Consider the following 14841-nt stretch of genomic DNA (forward strand, 5'->3'; position numbering starts at 1 on the left):
TTAGCCGCCCGCCCCCAGCATCATGAAATCGCACGCCGTGTCACGGCGCGTGACCTCCGCCCCCATGGTCGAGATCGTGGTCCTGGCGGTTGCACCTCGTGCGGGCGTATCGCGGAAGTCGAAGCAGTTGGCCTGCGCGGGATTGTGTTGCGCACAGGCTGTCAGGGTCAGGCCAAGGCCAAGCAGCACGACGCTGCGGGTGATGGTACGGGTCATGTCACTCTCCAGAAATCTTGTCGTTCGCGGTAGTCAGGGCCGACAAGGGCCTCGCCCTTCCCCATGCCGCCAAGGATGGTCACGAGGGCGCCGAGCGCGCTGAGATCGGCATCGATCACCACAGCACCCCGGTCATCGCGCACGAGCGCCAACCGCGAGGCGGAGCCGACGCCCAGAAGCACATCGAGTTCCTTGTCGCTGAGGCCGAGCATCGCGTAATCCGCGGCCGAGGCACGGATGTTGGGCAAAAGAACTTGCGTCGGCACGGCTTCCACGATGGTCTTGCCGGTCCGCGTGCGCTCGAGCTGGCTGGCATATTGGGTCATCATCACGACGACGGCGTTCTGCTTGCGCGCTGTCACCAGCCAGTTCGAAAGCCGCTCCGCGAAATACGCGTTGTCGAGCGCCTTCCAGGCCTCATCAATGACAATGATAGTGGGCTTGCGGTCCTCGATCACCCGCTCGACCCGGCGGAAGAGATACGACAAGACCGCCATGCGTTCCCGCTCGCTCTCGGAATCGAGGATGCCGGTCAGATCAAAGCCTGCGACGTCAGCGTCGGTGCTGCCCCCGATTTGGAACGTGTCGTCTGTGTTCGCCCCAAAGATCCAGCCGTAGCGGCCCTCAGCCGTCCATTCCTGCATCCGCTCAAACAGATCGCCATCGTCATCGGTCGAGACGAGGAGCGAGGCAAAGTCCGACCAGTTTCGCAGCCCTGAGTTCCCCGCAGTGGCATTCTGGCGCACGACCTCCTGCAGGCGGTTGGTCTGCACCGGGGTCAGGGGTCGGTCGCGGCGCTCGAGAAGGCTTGCGAGCCAGTCGGCAAGCCAGGCCTGACCGCGGGCGTCGATTTCCGTCTGCAGCGGGTTCAGACCCGTGGGTCGCCCTGCCCGCACCGTCGAATAGCTGCCGCCAAGCGCGCGGACCGCCATTTCCATGCCGGCGCGGTAGTCGAACACGAAAAGCCGCGCGCCTGCGCGCCGGGCCATGGTCATGAGGAAAGCCGCCAGCACGGATTTGCCTGAGCCGGGACGGCCGAGGATCAGGGTGTGGCCACCTGTGGGCTCGCGATCCGGTGCGCCCTGTTCGTGGAAGTTGAAGCGGAAGCCGCTGCGCTCTGGCGTCGGGAAAAGCGTGATCGGCACGCCCCAGGGCACTTCCCGGCCAGTCTTGCCGAGCGGCGTGCGGTGGAAGGTCGCGAGATCGGCGAAGTTGTGGTTCGTGATCGCGGCCTTGCGGCTGCGCGCCCCGGTATTCCCTGGATGCTGCGCCATGAAATGCGCCCGTGCCCCGAAGGCTTCCGAGATCAGGTTGATGCCGGAGGTGGCAGAGATGTTGCGGATTTCGGCCGCGATGTCGTCGAGTGCCGTCTGGGATCGCGCATAGACAGCCACCGTCATGTGGTGCTCGCCGAAGATCAGGCGTTTGGATTCCAGATCGTCCTGCGCGAGTTCCAGCTCCTGCGCGAGGCTGACGGCCCCGTCATTGGCCGCCTGCATCAGGCGCAACTGCCGCTTGATCCGGCCTGCCATGATGTTTGCGTTGATCGGCACGAAAGAATGCGTGACCACCATATCGACGGGCAGGTTCAGCTCGTCGAGCATCAGGCTGTCCGTCTTGGCGGGATAGTTCTTCACCGCGAAGATCGCGCCGAGCTTGTCGCCCACAGCGCCGTCGGAGAGCGCGATGGTCGTGCCGCGGAAGGTGACGCGGGTATTGGCGACATCCTCGGCGATCACCCCGAGGCGCGATCGCGGGAAGAGCGGATGCTCCTCGCCGGTGTTCAGAGATCCGAGAAAGCCCAGAAGCTCGCCGCTGCTGGCGGCAAGCAGCCGGGGTTTCAGTTCATCGAAGGACGACAGCAGAAACCCCACGACCTCGTCGAGCTTGCGCAGACGCCGTGTCGTGTCGGCAGCATTCCAGGCACGGGACGCCCCCAGACCGAAGGGCAGACGGCTGCCTGTCTCGGGGCGCTTCAGGACCGTCAGGGTCAGCGTCTTGTCGCGGAGGCCAGATTGAGCCAGATGCGCGCGCCAGCGTTGATCGACGGCGGCAGCGAACCCTTCGCCCGGAATGGGCGGCAGTGACACGTCGACCGCTTTCGAGACTTTGTGCAGGTAGAAGGAGAACTCGGTCCCGACCTGCGCGACGATCCCGGCGAGAAGCCCGCCGATCCGGTCGAGATGCGCATCCTCGCTCGTGGTGCTGTTCACTCCTTCGAGCCGGATGCATTGCATCAGCTCGTTCCCGCGGGTCCGAATCGTCCGGTCGGTCACGAGGCTGACGTAAGGCAGCATCGACGAGAGCCGCTTCTCGCCCTTGACCCAAGCGGGCAGCGCGGTCAGCGGATCGAGGGCGTCTGCGACGTCATCGGCAACTCCATCACGGGGCATAGCTGTCGCCCCCGTGAAGCTTGCGGTTCGCCGTGGGCGGGGTTTCCTGCAAGGTGATGACCAGGACGTCGAGGAAGTTCGGATCCCAGTCCGCGGCTTTCCAAAGCGCCGGCCAGGCCAGCCCCGCGAAGACGGCCACCACCCAGCTCTGGACCCAGAGGAACAGGAGCGTCGAGCCGAAGAGCCAGACCATGGCGTACATGATCGGCAAGCCCATCAGCTTGGGCGGCCTGAGAAGGCCGATGAACACGCGGGACTGGTCGGACATGGGTGATTCTCAGGTCGTCCAGATGGCGGCGACGATGGTGGGTGCCGCGGCGATGCCCGCGATCGCGACCACGACCCAAAGTGCCTGACGGAAATCGAGGATGCCGAAGAGCCAGGAGAGGAACACGCCGATCAGCGCGAGCGTGCCGATCACGATGCCCAACGGGCCGGTGATCGCATCGACGATGCCCTGCAGAAGCGTCTGTACGGGCGATAGGTCGATGCTTTGTGCCAGTGCGGGGCTGGCCAGCACGATCAGGGCCATCGCGCCGAGCGCGACAAGGGAAGATTTGGACGTCACGACAGGTCTCCTCTCAGCCGCTGGAACACGGCTGTCACACGGGCCACATGGCCTTGGGTTTCTTGAAATGGGGGAATGCCGCCATGGCGGGTGACCGCATGGGGACCGGCATTGTAGGCCGCAAGCGCCAGCGCGGGATCGCCGAACTGCTCGAGCATCATCAGCAGGTAACGGGCCGAGCCGTCGAGGTTCTGGGCGACGTCATGGGGATCGACGCCAAGATCGCGCGCGGTGTCGGGCATCAGCTGGCCGAGCCCGATGGCTCCAACCGGGCTCAGCGCATGCGGGTTATAGGCGCTCTCGACCTCGATATTGGCGCGGTAGAACAGCGCCCAATCGATGACCGACAGGCCCGCCTGACGCAGAGCGTCATGGCTGCCGTAGCGCAGCGCGGTGGTCTCGATGGCGTGGAGGATTTCGGGGGAGGCGCGGACCGCGCGTGGGGCGACCGCTGCTGCAGCCGTCACATCGCTCAGGGGATCATCATCCCCGCGGGACTGCGGTGCTGCAAAAAGAAAGAGGCGATCTGGGAGGGGCCCATTCCGGGCATCGTCGTCGCCGGTGAACGAGCGCAAGGTGCTCGTGGTATCAGTTGTGTCGATCAGTCGGCCATCGGGGCTGACCTGGAAGATGAAACCGTCGGCAAGGGCCGGGGGTGCTGAACAAACACCTGTACCCAATGCAACAACGAGCGCAAATGCGCGGTCAGTTGTCCTTGACCAGAACCGGGCCGGTTCGTGGTTCGGGCGTGCGCCCGGGTGCTGCATGGCGCTCGCGGGCGCCTTCGATGAGCGGGATGCTGGCGGTCGTGCAGCCCATGTCGGCAAGGAAGCTGACAAGTCCGACAATCGTCTTGAACTCGCGAACCTTGAGATAGCTACGGCTCGTGACGAGCATCTTGTCGTCACGCCCGTCTTCAGCAACGGCACGGATGACCCATGTGCCGTACCAACTGTTATGGCGCTTCTCAGCTCCATCCTTGCAGACCACCTCAATGAGGTAGCCCTCGGCGAGCAAGCCGCGCAGTCCGTCTTCTGTAACCACATTCGGGGCTTCTTCTATCATGGCCTTCCCTTGGGTCCTTGTTCTGCCTGGGTGCAGTATCAGGCCCACGGGGTCGCAACACCGTGAGCGATACAAAACAACATTAATGATAGCAAGACAATAATAACGTGTTGACGAAGTTCGCCTTGCTCCGATAACGGTGATAGCCGACAGAATGATAATCTTAAAGGCGGCAAAGGAGTTTTGCCCTGCGGTTGTTTATTGCGCGCAACGCACCGTTGCTGTTCGCGTTCCTGCTTGGAAGCATGCCGATAGCCGCGGCAGCAGATTGCGTACCTCCCGAACGACCGTTCTTGCCTCAGTCGCGAGAAGACATTCGTGCCTATGCCGATCTGCTGCGTTCTGATTTCGAGGGCTACATTGCCGACATTCAGGAATACTTCCGCTGTCTTGATGCCGAGCGCCAACGGGCGTTTCAGGAGGCGCGCGAGGTCAGTGAAGACTATGGAAGACTGATCGAGCTATTGGACTGAGCAACCGCATGGGCTTAACCGCCGTCGAGATCCTCGTAGTAGACGAGTGCGGGCATGTTGCGGCGCTGATGCACGATGCGCAGGATGACTGCCGCGCCATCCGCCGCATCGAGCCGCTTGTAGAAGATCACGTGTCGCTGGCAATTGACGGACCGCATCCCCGGGACAAAGAGACTCCTGTCCCGGCCCGCGTCGGGATCCCCAGTGATCCGCTCGAAGGCGGTGACCAACTGGCGGTAATAGACGAGCCATTGGTCCCTGCCCCATGTTTCGACGGTGTAGGTGCGTATCTCTTCAAGGTCGGACTTGGCCTGTCCGGAAAGCCGAATCGTCATTCGGGTCAGCGATCAAACGCATCCGGTTCGAAGGCTTGGGCATCGAACTCGGCGAAATCCCCATTCTCGGCCAGGGTGGCTGCCATCTCGAGATCGGCCTTGAGGGCATAGAACTGCCGCGCGCCATCCTTCTCCATCAGCATCCTTACGCCGGCGCGCACGACTTCGCTCAGATTGGCGTAGGCGCCGGACTCGATCTGCGCCTGCACATATTTCTGCATCGGTTCGGTCAGGTGGACGTTTGGCATCAGACTCTCCTATCCATGCTCAATCGTATCAGATACTGCCATAAATCTTCAAGCGCATGTTCGATCCCAACATAGGCCACAACACAGGATCGTTGCTCCACCCGCCCTTCCGTTCCCGGATTCCAGCCGGAGAACCGGGCTCGACAGTTTTCCGACACTGCCCTTCCCGGGACCATGGGCGCTGCGACACGCCGTTTGACGGGCTCATGCGGTCTGTTCTTCCGTGACCGGTTTCGTGGCCGTATTGGAACGCCATATTTTCTTTTTGTAACAGTTGTTTGTTTGGCAATGGACGTGAAAGGAGGCCGCAATTTTGGCCGCTTCCAGGACGCCTCAAGAGCTCAAACCGTCATCAGATCTTGGAAGCCGTCACGCGACACAAGCGAACAATCGCAAGTCGCCATCAATCAAATCGCCTTGCTATCGGTAATGTTGTTTCGTGTCGCTGCACCATTATAGATGGAGTCGGCATCATGAAGCACGTGATCCACGGCGTGGCTACAGCCACGGCAATAAGCATATCCGGACTAATGGCCTGGTCAGGTCCGGCTCAGGCCTATCAAGTGGACTGTGCGATCCTCCTCTGCCTTGCGGGCGGTTGGCCGACATCGGCGCCATGCACCCATGCAAGAGCCGTTTTCGTCCGCAGGATCACACCTTGGCCGATCGAGCCACCCTTGCAGATATGGCGCTGCCCGATGGGGGCGTCGCTCAATGCTCCTGCTCCTCTGTCGCCGATGGAACGTCTTTACGATATCGCCTACCTGAACGCGCCTCAGGTCAGCGTGCCGCAAGATCCGCTGCCACTGGTCCGGATCCAGGATGAAGAGCAAGCCGATATCGACATCTCGGGAGATGCCTTCGACTTCGTCCGCAGTATCCGAGTGTTTCACATCCAGTTCAGCCAAGGCGAAACCCGTGACGGTGAATACTTCACCTCCGACTCCACACGCCTCGGCTCCTATGGCGTCCAGGGAGACTATCGCTGGACCCGATCCAGCGTCGCCCAAGTTCCCCCCGCCTCAGAACTACCTCACACCGGGCGCTGCAACAGGGTGAGCTATCGCTCGGTCTTCGTCGACTGGCGCGATCATGAGGGAAACTACGGCTTCGAAGAAGTCAGCTACTGAGTAGGCGCGTGCCTGCATCTGGTCGGCTCGCAGCCTATATCATCTTGCACCGGAGACTGTGCACCGAACCCGAAAAGGGAAACGACGCCAGACCGTAAAGCCTAACGCCGCGCTAGAAAATCCCGTGAACAAGGATCTTATAGCGCATTGTTCGACCCTCTGCAACCGGCAAAGTTGTTTTGCTGGCAAGAATGTTGTTTGCTTGCGACGTGGCGTCGTCTCTCTGCCTAGGAGACATTGACCATGGAACCCACTACGGGCCTGATCCTGCGACGGATCACACAGACAGAGCTATCCGTTTCCGCCCATAAGCTCGCGACCGTCATCCTCGACGCCATCGCCTGGAAGGAGGGCTACAACGGATTGCCGCGCGGGACGGCCGCGTTCACCCTCGCCGATCTCGCGTCGAAGATGGGCATCTCACGTCAATACCTCACCGTTTTGCTAGCTGAGCTGGAAGCGTCCAAACTGGAGCTGAGGCGTGAAAAGCCCAACGGCAAATTCGCGCCCTGGCTGTTCCGCTTCGCGGCCTTTGAAACAGACCGCAAAGATCAGGATGCCGAGTCAGGCACAGATGACACTTCACTATCTGGAGAGAAAGATAACAAAACTATATTCTCTGGACAGATCACTATTTCTGCAAGATCAAACGTCTTCCAGACCTGTTGGGCCGAACTGATCAAGGCTGCAAAGAAGGCCCTGCCTTGCTGGAACGTCGACACGCAGATGATCTGGGACCGCTTCCTTGCCTTTAACCGGGCGCGCGGGAACCACAGAGTTCCGGCAGGCTTCTTACTCGGCTTCATGCGTCGATGGCGAACCTCACCTGGCGCGGCGAACTTACCGGAGTCAGCGCCGGCGCCGGAGCGGGCAACCAATCCACGGGAGCCGGAACTATTCAATCAGATCAAGGCGGCGCCGAGTTCAAACCGGCAGTTTCACGCGTCAGACCTGTGTCGGCTCATCGGACAAGCGGCTTACGAGGCTCGCGTGCTCGATGTCATCCAGCGGTTCGGCTGCCCACGATTCACAGCGACACTTGCCGTGCACGGCCGGGCTGTAATGGCTGGAGAAATCACGCGATGACGAAACACTAGCTGGCGCGCCATCCGCTCAGCCCCGGGGGGTAGCGTCACGCTATGTCATCGACAAGTCGATCGACGCGCTGATCGAAGCCCCCCTTGACGGAAGCGAACAGCGCCTCGGGAAACCCGATTGGCATCTCGGCGAACGCGGCAGAAAAGGCCTTTTCAGCTTCCGAGACAATGTCCTCGAAGATCCGAGCGACCTGTTCCCTGGAGAACCCAGCGGCCAGCCCGGTCTCGAGGAAGTGCCTGCCTAGGATTTCCGAAACCTTGTAGTGACGGCTTTTGCCCACCCGCATCGCAAGCTTCATGTTCTTGATCTGGATCTGACCGGCATCGAGCGATGGCTGGACTGTCAGAACATCGTAAAGGGGCGTCATCGCAAAGCGGCCGCCCGGAAAAAGCGCGATGCTGAAGTTCTTCGCATGACCATCGGTCGCGCCGATCAGCCAAAACAAGAGGTTGGCTTTCAGAAAGTTCGCCCGATCTCGCATCGGCTCGTCGCTGCCTGTCAGCAGGCCGCAGATATCGACGACACCGGGTCCACCTTCGTTCTGGTATTTGCGTGTTGGTGGAACCGACAGCGCCTGACAACAATCCTCTTGTGGCAGTCGAATCAGCCGTCCGTCGCGCGCTCGAAGCCGGTCGAAACGCGTGATCACTAGCGTTTTGGCATCCGCAAAAGTTGCAATTTCCGTATGCGCCGCTGGCAGGCCAAAGGCAGCCATCAGCCGCAGGCAGAAGTGTTCGTTCTCGACGCTGTTCGTCAGGTCCATGCCGTTGGGCAGAGTTCCGATCGGCGGCTTCAGGATATGCGTCGTCGGGGTCGTCCCCAACGGCAGAACCCACTGACCTTCATGAAACAGAAGCGCCGTCTTCTCTTGGGCACCTGCGACAGAGATCCGGAAATCCTGCTCGGTTCTGAGGCCAAGGGGCGTGCGTCCAAGATCCTTCAGCATCGCGGCAATCTGATCTTCGCTCAGCGCTTCCCCCTTCAGCTCGCGACTGTCCCCGGGCTCTTCGCCCTCGGCCAAAAACTGAAGCGCGCCAACACAGTCGCGACCGATCCGGGCCAGTAGGCTATAGGCATCCACCCCATCTGCCCCCACGCGTTCCGCCACGCGGCGACGGATGGCGTCGCTGTCAGGCAAAAGGTTCTCGAAGACCGAAATGACCGCAGGGCCGACGTAGCGCTCCTCGCGAAGCGGCAGAGAACGCGAGATCGGCAATGTGTTGTCCCAGTTCAGCCATTCGGGCGCATAGACGAAAGCAAAGGCTCCGTTAGGCTCGCGGAAGTACTGCCCGACCTTGCGCTGGTTCATGAAGACATCGAGCGGAGCGTAGATGCGCCGCCGACCCATCAGAAGATATCCTCGAGATCGGCGAGCGCGATCTTGCTGCGCGGAACAATATGGATTTCCAGATCAAGGGCTGCAAGCAGGTCGAAAATCGTATCGACCTTCGCTCCGCTGGTGCTGGTTTCGATGTTCGAGACGGTGCGCTGCCAGATGCCCGCGCGAGAGGCCAGTTCGGATTGTGTAAGGCCTCTCGCTTTTCGCGCCTGACGAAGGGCATTGCCAAGATCCTTGGTCGTGCGGGCGATCTGATCCATGTTTGCAATCCTTTCCGCGCGATGATGATCTTTGGATCATAGATGGTCAATAGGATGTAGCGATCATAAGCCCACAATATGATCTGGAGGTTATGGTCTCGGTTGATATGTACCCCGTTGCCGCCGCCACCGAGTTCGGCGCACGGTCATACCGCCCCGGCAGCAGCGGAGGTCGGACCTGGGCGCGCGACAGCGGCAATGCAGATGCCCCGAGGAAAACCCGGCTCGGGTGGGGCGGTCACATCATCAGAGCCGCTCGAATCCCTGAAACTCGATTCCGTGCTGCTTCAACGGCTTGGCCGCCGCCGGCCCCATCGGCCCCGCCCCGATCAGGGCGAGCCTCCCCCGCCCAATACCCATGCCGTCCTCCCACTGACCTGCCACGGGTCTTTCATCCAGCTGCGACCGGAGCCGGTAGCACGAAGACCCCGAGTTGCTTGAGGCCATCGTCTCCAACGACGACAATCTGACCTACGGTGACATCATCAGCGTCTACACCAGCTCGAAGGAAGCCATTACGGCTCTCACAGACCGCGGCATCGAAGAACTCCGAGACATGCTCAGGGCCGCGCGCATGACCCCCGAAACTTGGCATGAGTTCCTCGACGACTTCGTCCACGACGCAGAACTCGTCGCCCGCATCAAGGCCCAATCGCCGCGGTAGCAACCGGCCGGTTACGGATCAAACACCTAGAGACCCGCTTCCCTCTGGTGCCGGATAGAGAGGATCGTCACGGCATCGCCAAGGATGTGGTAACGAGCCACATAACCGCTGTCGCCAAAGTCGATCAGCCATTCCCGAAATTCCTCGGGCAGATCATCGACTATCCGGCCGACGCGCGGATGCGCCCCGAGAATTTTCACTCCCTGCCGGATTGCCTCACCGGCCCGGCGCGCGGCGTCCGGGTTCTTGGGCCTTAGAAAGTCCCGCAGCCGCTGCAAATCCCGAAGCGCCGCCGGGGCGAAGATCACTTGTGGCATTTGGGGGCGGGAAGCTCGGCATCAGTTCCCCAGCTTTCCAGCCATCTATCGACCTCTTCGGCAGTTGCGTGCAGCCCTGTCGCCTGAAATTCGTCCCAGGCCCTGAGCGTGTCCAGTCTTAGTGCCTCGCGCTTTTCCTCACGCTCAACATACTGCGCAATCGCCTCGCGCATGATCCAGTGTGAAGTGCGTTGCCGGGCTTTGGCCAAATGCTTAACCCGCCCCTTCATGTCGTCGTCCAGTTTGATGGAGGTTACGGATGCCATGCGAGCCTCTTGTGCAAAAGGTAATACCTTGCGCTAATATATAGTACTCGAATCTGGTTTGTCGATGGGGACCGGGAGAGAGCGTAGCGGACTGCCTTGGGGCAGGACTGATATGCTGTCTGGTCCTGCCCTATCTGCCTCAAGCGTCGCCCAGTCCTCGACCAGCAGATCACCGATGCCCTTCGGCGTGACCTCTTCCGGCCTGGCCGTTCTGGAGCCGAGTTTCCAACAGGGCATGCAACTTCGCCATGCCTGATCGTCGGTCAGGGAGACTGCTTGACGGCTCGAAGAGACAGCCTCAACCCCGTCCAAATGGCTCTTAGCCGCCAGTTGGCCCGGTAGCGAGATGTGGCCCCCTCAACAATCGTTCGTCTTGTCGATGAATCGTGAGTGTCACGAGCGGGTCATCTTGCGGGTGAGCTCTGCGCGCCAGAGATAGTCGGCACGCACTTTCAGGAGAGGTTGCCGATGAGCTTCGACGAGCCGAAGAGTACAGATAATGCCATGCATCAAGTCATGCATGAAGCCCGTGACTATCAGCGGATCGAGGTGATCACCGGGCGCCGTCGCCGCCGTAACTGGACCGATGATGAGCGTGCGCAGATCGTGGCGGAGAGCGCGGTGCCGGGCGCGAACATCTCCGACGTCGCGCGTCGCTGGGGCGTGCATCGTGGGCTACTCACTGTCTGGCGGCGGGAGGCTGGCGTCAGCGGCAGCGCGCGCGGTCGCCGGACGGTGACCCCGCCGCAGGGGCCGCTTCAATTCGTGCCGATCACTCTTACCGCGTCGGAAGCTCCGCTGCCTGCCGCGGCGCGGCGCCCGGAAGAGCCGGGCAGCACGGCCTGCGGCCGGATCGAGCTCGAGATCGGAGGGGGCCGCATGGTCCTGACCGGGCCCGTCGACCCCGTTGTTGTGACTGCGCTCGTCGCGGCGTTGCGCGCACCATGATCCTGCCGACAGGTGGCGTGAAGATCGTCGTCGCCACGACGCCGATCGACTTCCGGCGCGGCATCAACGGGTCGGCTGCGATCGTCGCCAGCGCGCTCGCAGCCGACCCGTATTGCGGTGATGTCTTCATCTTCCGACCGCGCCGCGCGGACAGGTTGCGACTGATCTTTTGGGACGGCAGTGGCATGGTTCTGGCCACGAAGTGGCTTGAAGGTCGCCGGTTCGCCTGGCCTGGTCCCGGGGATGGTACGATGGTGCTGACGCGCGAGGAGTTCGGGTTGCTCCTGGCCGGCCTGGATTGGACGAAGGCTCGACGCCCAGCTGTCAAAAGGCCAGTATATATTGCCTGAACTATCTGTATTTGTTTGATTTTGTCGCCCGCATGGTATAGTTTGCCATGCAAGCTGACAGCACTTTGATCTCAACTGGTGCGCCCGGTTTGACGCGGCTCGTGAAGGCCCTTCAGGCCGAGAATGCAGAGTTGCGCGTCTATGCCACCCTGCTGCGGATCATGATCTTCGGCGCCAAATCCGAGAAGCTTGCGACGCTTGATCCCACGCAGACTGCCCTCGATCTCGGGGACCTGGCGGATGTGCCTGCAGCTGCAAATGATGACGCCCCCGACGACGCCAGAGGGGCAGGACGCGCCAAACCCGCCCCGCCCCGCCGCGCGCGGCGGCACGCAACATGGGGGCACTGCCGCGGCATCTGCCCCGCGTCGAGGTCGTCATCGAACCCGAAGACGCAGGCAATGCCTGCTGTGGCGCCCTGCGGGTGCGCATCGGCGAGGATGTCAGCGAAGCGCTGGATGTCGTGCCTGCGCGGCTGCGTGTCATCCGCACGATCCGTCCGAAGTATGCCTGCCGGCACTGCCAGGAGCGCGTCGTTCAAGCTGCGGCACCTGCCCGGGTGATGTCTGGTGGCATGGTCAGCACGGCGCTGGTGGCCCATGTTGTAGCCGCAAAATTTGCATGGCACCTGCCGCTGTACCGGCAGACGCAGATCTTCGCCGGCCATGGCGTCCAGCTTGACCGCGGCACGCTGGGCGGCTGGATCGCACGCGCCGCCTGGTGGCTCAAGCCCCTGCATGAGCGGCTGCTGAGCTTCATCCAGGCGCAGCCGCGGGTATTTTGTGACGAGACACCTTTGCCCCGGCTGGCCCCCGGCCGAGGCCGAACCAAGGTGAGCCAGCTCTGGGCCTATGCCGTCGACGACCGGAACTGGCGGGGCCCCGCACCGCCAGCCGTGGCCTATGTCTACACCGAGGGACGCGGCGCGCAGGATCTTCTGGCGCATCTGGGCCGCTTTGCCGGCGTTCTCCAGGTAGATGGGTTTGGCGCTTACAAGACCGTGGTCAAGCAGCGTCGCAAGAGCAACGCCGCCCCGCTCGAGCTTGCCTTCTGCCTTGCCCATGCCCGACGCAAGTTCGCGGACGTGTTCAAGACGACCCAGTCGCGGGCGGCGCTCGAGGTTCTGGGCCGGATCGCCAAGGTCTATGAGGTGGAGAAGCGTATCCGTGGCCTGAGCGATGTCGAGCGGCTGGCGGTGCGCAAGGCCGAGAGTGCAGCCTTGATGGATGATCTGAAGCGGCAGCTGACAGAGATCCGTGACGCCGTCGCGTCGCAGTCCTCGATTGGCAAGGCCGCGGCCTATACCTTGAAGCATTGGCAAGGACTGACTGTCTTCCTGCAGGACGGTCGGATCGAGGTGGACAGCAACATCGTCGAGCGCGCCATCAAGCCGGTATGCCTGACGAGAAAGAACGCACTTTTCGCCGGCTCTGCCAGCGGCGGCGAGAGCTGGGCTGTCTTGGCCTCGCTGGTCAACACCTGCAAGATGAACGACATTGACCCAGAGACCTGGCTCTCCGATGTGCTCGAGCGCATCGTCTCGGGGCGCACCACGATCAACCGGCTCGATGAGCTTCTGCCCTGGACCTGGAAGGCGGCACGCTTGGCCAAGGCCAACGACACTCTGGAGGCGCAGGCTGCATGAACACATCCACCCCGACCAGTGCGCCGAAGCGGCTCATGCTCGACGAGAAGGACTTCTTCGACGTCCTGCGTGCGCAGCGCCCCAGTCCGCCCGCCACCGATCCGCAGACCTTGGATGGATACCTCACCGCGCTCATCATCGGGCCGCGCTTCATCGATCCTCGCCAATGGATCCCATCCTTTGTAGGCGAAGGTGCCCTCATGGCGCCTGAACACACGACCGAGGCCAAGGCGCTCCAGTCACTAGTTGCGGCCTACAACACGATCTCCTCGGGGCTGGGCGACACGCCCGGGACCTGGCGCCCGCGGCTGGTTGCGCACGGCGGGGCGGCGGCTGCGCCCTGCCTGTGGGCAGGTGGCTTCCTGCTCGGGACGAAGTTCGCGCCCAGGCTCTGGAAACCGGTATTGCAGGGCGCCGAGGGCGACCTGATAGGACCGATCAGAGAAATGGCCGACCCGCGTGCCAATCTTGATGCCGCCGCTGTCACGAAGGTCGCCAAGGCCGTCGTCGCCATCCGCGCGCACTTCATGCCACGCAGGGCAAAGTCCTTCCGCTGAGAGCGATCCGCCCGTCAAGGCAGGTCGACAGCGGCCAGCTCGTGACGCTCACCTTCAGCTCAGCCGGATCGGTGCGACGGGCACCGGCGTCGGTTCTGGCGCGATCATCACCGGCGTGAACCGCGTCGAAGGCCCACAACCAAGCAGACCAGTCCGAAATTCCTTGCGCCACCGCGTCAGCAGCGTGCGCGATATGTCGTAGGGTCAGGACTCATAGCCAGAAGATGACGGTTGCGGCGAGAGCGATGGCCGAGAGGAAGACCTTCGGGCACCGGTCATAGCGCGTTGCCACCCGCCGCCAGTCCTTGAGCCTGCCGAACATGATCTCGATCCGGTTGCGGCGTTTGTAGCGGCGCTTGTCGTACTTCGCCGGTGACTTTCGCTGCTTCCGGCCGGGGATGCAGGCGCGTATCCCCTTGTCTTTCAACGCTTCACGGAACCAGTCGGCGTCGTAGCCGCGATCCCCGAGCAGCCAGTCGACATCCGGCAGACTGTCGCAAAGCGCCCGCGCACCGATGTAGTCGCTGACCTGCCCTGCCGTTACGAACAGGTTGAGAGGGCGTCCCTGGCTGTCGCAGATGGCGTGCAGTTTCGTGTTCATGCCGCCCTTGGTCCGTCCGATCAGGCGACCGCGCCCCCCTTTTTGACGCTCAGACTGGACGCCGTGCGGTGGGCCTTCAGGTAGGTGGCGTCGATCATCACCGTCTTCTTCTCGCCGTGCCCGGCAGCCAGTCCGGCCATCATCCTCGCGAAGACGCCCTTGTCGCTCCAGCGCTTCCAGCGGTTGTAGAGCGTCTTGTGAGGCCCGTATTCCTTCGGCGCGTCTCGCCAGCGCAACCCATTACGATTGATGAAGATAATCCCACTCAGGACGCGCCGATCATCGACGCGCGGCTTGCCATGGGACTTCGGGAAGTAGGGCTCCAGACGCGCCATCTGCGCATCGCTCAGCCAGAAGAGATCAGACAT

20 protein-coding genes and 1 pseudogene are annotated in these 14841 nt (G+C 62.2%); 8 read left to right on the forward strand and 13 right to left on the reverse strand.

Going from position 1 to position 14841, the window contains the following annotated elements:
• The 6 genes from DDE23_RS22620 to DDE23_RS22645 all read right to left on the reverse strand — a co-directional run bounded on the left by DDE23_RS22620 (position 1) and on the right by DDE23_RS22645 (position 4242).
• The gene (locus tag DDE23_RS22620; protein ID WP_107754730.1) at positions 1-216 is read right to left on the reverse strand and encodes a hypothetical protein; all 216 of its coding nucleotides are present in this window, start codon (positions 214-216) and stop codon (positions 1-3) included.
• A complete protein-coding gene (locus tag DDE23_RS22625; protein ID WP_107754731.1) occupies positions 213-2609 on the reverse strand; it encodes a VirB4 family type IV secretion/conjugal transfer ATPase in 2397 nt (798 codons plus the stop codon). Before DDE23_RS22625 ends, DDE23_RS22620 begins: the two co-directional genes overlap by 4 nt.
• Positions 2599-2877 (reverse strand): VirB3 family type IV secretion system protein, encoded by a 279-nt coding sequence (locus DDE23_RS22630; RefSeq protein ID WP_045682577.1) that lies wholly within the window; start codon positions 2875-2877, stop codon positions 2599-2601. The genes DDE23_RS22625 and DDE23_RS22630 overlap by 11 nt, the downstream gene beginning before the upstream one ends.
• A 9-nt stretch (positions 2878-2886) precedes the next feature.
• Positions 2887-3177, reverse strand: a complete 291-nt coding sequence (locus DDE23_RS22635; protein ID WP_082135453.1) for a TrbC/VirB2 family protein — start codon at positions 3175-3177, stop codon at positions 2887-2889.
• On the reverse strand, positions 3174-3752 hold the full coding sequence (locus DDE23_RS22640) for a lytic transglycosylase domain-containing protein (protein WP_082135461.1): 579 nt from the start codon (positions 3750-3752) through the stop codon (positions 3174-3176). Before DDE23_RS22640 ends, DDE23_RS22635 begins: the two co-directional genes overlap by 4 nt.
• 130 nt (positions 3753-3882) lie before the next feature.
• Positions 3883-4242, reverse strand: coding sequence for a hypothetical protein (locus DDE23_RS22645; protein WP_047998201.1), 360 nt, complete (start codon positions 4240-4242; stop codon positions 3883-3885).
• A 245-nt stretch (positions 4243-4487) separates the two neighbouring features.
• On the opposite strand from DDE23_RS22645, the gene DDE23_RS22650 reads away from it, so the two are divergent.
• On the forward strand, positions 4488-4715 hold the full coding sequence (locus tag DDE23_RS22650) for a hypothetical protein (RefSeq protein ID WP_047998281.1): 228 nt from the start codon (positions 4488-4490) through the stop codon (positions 4713-4715).
• 14 nt (positions 4716-4729) lie between these two features.
• Here the strand turns inward: DDE23_RS22650 and DDE23_RS22655 are convergent, their stop codons facing one another.
• On the reverse strand, positions 4730-5050 hold the full coding sequence (locus DDE23_RS22655; protein WP_017468227.1) for a type II toxin-antitoxin system RelE/ParE family toxin: 321 nt from the start codon (positions 5048-5050) through the stop codon (positions 4730-4732).
• A gap of 5 nt (positions 5051-5055) precedes the next feature.
• Positions 5056-5298, reverse strand: coding sequence for a type II toxin-antitoxin system ParD family antitoxin (locus DDE23_RS22660; RefSeq protein WP_008336111.1), 243 nt, complete (start codon positions 5296-5298; stop codon positions 5056-5058).
• A gap of 473 nt (positions 5299-5771) precedes the next feature.
• On the opposite strand from DDE23_RS22660, the gene DDE23_RS22665 reads away from it, so the two are divergent.
• Both DDE23_RS22665 and DDE23_RS22670 read left to right on the forward strand, forming a co-directional pair.
• Entirely contained in the window at positions 5772-6428 is a 657-nt protein-coding gene (locus DDE23_RS22665) for a hypothetical protein (protein ID WP_107754732.1), read from the forward strand.
• Between the two features lie 243 nt (positions 6429-6671).
• Positions 6672-7514, forward strand: a complete 843-nt coding sequence (locus DDE23_RS22670) for a hypothetical protein (protein WP_107754733.1) — start codon at positions 6672-6674, stop codon at positions 7512-7514.
• 46 nt (positions 7515-7560) lie between these two features.
• Here DDE23_RS22670 and DDE23_RS22675 read toward each other — a convergent pair whose 3' ends face one another.
• Positions 7561-8874: a type II toxin-antitoxin system HipA family toxin gene (locus DDE23_RS22675; RefSeq protein WP_107754734.1), complete on the reverse strand. Its 1314-nt coding sequence runs from the start codon at positions 8872-8874 to the stop codon at positions 7561-7563.
• Positions 8874-9125 (reverse strand): helix-turn-helix domain-containing protein, encoded by a 252-nt coding sequence (locus tag DDE23_RS22680; protein WP_107754735.1) that lies wholly within the window; start codon positions 9123-9125, stop codon positions 8874-8876. Before DDE23_RS22680 ends, DDE23_RS22675 begins: the two co-directional genes overlap by 1 nt.
• Positions 9126-9558: 433 nt before the next feature.
• Between DDE23_RS22680 and DDE23_RS22685 the strand changes: the two genes are divergently transcribed.
• Positions 9559-9789, forward strand: a complete 231-nt coding sequence (locus DDE23_RS22685) for a hypothetical protein (RefSeq protein WP_107754736.1) — start codon at positions 9559-9561, stop codon at positions 9787-9789.
• A 26-nt stretch (positions 9790-9815) separates the two neighbouring features.
• Here the strand turns inward: DDE23_RS22685 and DDE23_RS22690 are convergent, their stop codons facing one another.
• On the reverse strand, positions 9816-10106 hold the full coding sequence (locus DDE23_RS22690) for a type II toxin-antitoxin system RelE/ParE family toxin (RefSeq protein WP_107754737.1): 291 nt from the start codon (positions 10104-10106) through the stop codon (positions 9816-9818).
• Positions 10094-10372: a CopG family ribbon-helix-helix protein gene (locus DDE23_RS22695; RefSeq protein WP_107754738.1), complete on the reverse strand. Its 279-nt coding sequence runs from the start codon at positions 10370-10372 to the stop codon at positions 10094-10096. The genes DDE23_RS22690 and DDE23_RS22695 overlap by 13 nt, the downstream gene beginning before the upstream one ends.
• Positions 10373-10840: 468 nt before the next feature.
• Here DDE23_RS22695 and tnpA point away from each other — a divergent pair, with 468 nt between their 5' ends.
• The 4 genes and pseudogenes from tnpA to DDE23_RS22715 all read left to right on the forward strand — a co-directional run bounded on the left by tnpA (position 10841) and on the right by DDE23_RS22715 (position 13872).
• On the forward strand, positions 10841-11320 hold the full coding sequence (gene tnpA, locus DDE23_RS22700) for an IS66-like element accessory protein TnpA (RefSeq protein WP_107754739.1): 480 nt from the start codon (positions 10841-10843) through the stop codon (positions 11318-11320).
• A 17-nt stretch (positions 11321-11337) separates the two neighbouring features.
• Positions 11338-11670 carry an IS66 family insertion sequence element accessory protein TnpB gene (gene tnpB / locus DDE23_RS22705; RefSeq protein ID WP_202863312.1) on the forward strand — a complete coding sequence of 111 codons (333 nt, stop codon included), beginning with the start codon at positions 11338-11340 and terminating at the stop codon, positions 11668-11670.
• Between the two features lie 47 nt (positions 11671-11717).
• Positions 11718-13315: pseudogene (gene tnpC / locus DDE23_RS22710) on the forward strand (IS66 family transposase).
• Positions 13312-13872: a YecA/YgfB family protein gene (locus tag DDE23_RS22715; RefSeq protein WP_107754741.1), complete on the forward strand. Its 561-nt coding sequence runs from the start codon at positions 13312-13314 to the stop codon at positions 13870-13872. Before tnpC ends, DDE23_RS22715 begins: the two are co-directional and overlap by 4 nt.
• Positions 13873-14083: 211 nt before the next feature.
• Here DDE23_RS22715 and DDE23_RS22720 read toward each other — a convergent pair.
• Positions 14084-14841, reverse strand: a protein-coding gene (locus tag DDE23_RS22720; protein ID WP_107754742.1) for an IS5 family transposase whose coding sequence is annotated in 2 segments (ribosomal slippage) — positions 14084-14520 and positions 14520-14841 — 759 coding nt in all. Because the reading frame shifts where the segments join, the coding sequence is not laid out codon by codon here.

Source organism: Pararhodobacter aggregans (genome assembly GCF_003075525.1).
Classification (GTDB): Bacteria; Pseudomonadota; Alphaproteobacteria; order Rhodobacterales; family Rhodobacteraceae; genus Pararhodobacter; species Pararhodobacter aggregans.

Excerpts from the sequence above, each read along its gene's own strand:
- DDE23_RS22650 (WP_047998281.1), top strand. The coding sequence starts at position 4,488 with ATGCCGATAGCCGCGGCAGCAGATTGCGTACCTCCCGAACGACCGTTC.
- DDE23_RS22655 (WP_017468227.1), bottom strand. The coding sequence starts at position 5,050 with ATGACGATTCGGCTTTCCGGACAGGCCAAGTCCGACCTTGAAGAGATA.
- DDE23_RS22675 (WP_107754734.1), bottom strand. The coding sequence starts at position 8,874 with ATGGGTCGGCGGCGCATCTACGCTCCGCTCGATGTCTTCATGAACCAG.
- DDE23_RS22625 (WP_107754731.1), bottom strand. The coding sequence starts at position 2,609 with ATGCCCCGTGATGGAGTTGCCGATGACGTCGCAGACGCCCTCGATCCG.
- DDE23_RS22715 (WP_107754741.1), top strand. The coding sequence starts at position 13,312 with ATGAACACATCCACCCCGACCAGTGCGCCGAAGCGGCTCATGCTCGAC.
- DDE23_RS22630 (WP_045682577.1), bottom strand. The coding sequence starts at position 2,877 with ATGTCCGACCAGTCCCGCGTGTTCATCGGCCTTCTCAGGCCGCCCAAG.
- tnpA (WP_107754739.1), top strand. The coding sequence starts at position 10,841 with ATGAGCTTCGACGAGCCGAAGAGTACAGATAATGCCATGCATCAAGTC.
- DDE23_RS22695 (WP_107754738.1), bottom strand. The coding sequence starts at position 10,372 with ATGGCATCCGTAACCTCCATCAAACTGGACGACGACATGAAGGGGCGG.
- DDE23_RS22645 (WP_047998201.1), bottom strand. The coding sequence starts at position 4,242 with ATGATAGAAGAAGCCCCGAATGTGGTTACAGAAGACGGACTGCGCGGC.
- DDE23_RS22665 (WP_107754732.1), top strand. The coding sequence starts at position 5,772 with ATGAAGCACGTGATCCACGGCGTGGCTACAGCCACGGCAATAAGCATA.
- DDE23_RS22620 (WP_107754730.1), bottom strand. The coding sequence starts at position 216 with ATGACCCGTACCATCACCCGCAGCGTCGTGCTGCTTGGCCTTGGCCTG.
- DDE23_RS22690 (WP_107754737.1), bottom strand. The coding sequence starts at position 10,106 with ATGCCACAAGTGATCTTCGCCCCGGCGGCGCTTCGGGATTTGCAGCGG.
- DDE23_RS22680 (WP_107754735.1), bottom strand. The coding sequence starts at position 9,125 with ATGGATCAGATCGCCCGCACGACCAAGGATCTTGGCAATGCCCTTCGT.
- DDE23_RS22670 (WP_107754733.1), top strand. The coding sequence starts at position 6,672 with ATGGAACCCACTACGGGCCTGATCCTGCGACGGATCACACAGACAGAG.
- DDE23_RS22660 (WP_008336111.1), bottom strand. The coding sequence starts at position 5,298 with ATGCCAAACGTCCACCTGACCGAACCGATGCAGAAATATGTGCAGGCG.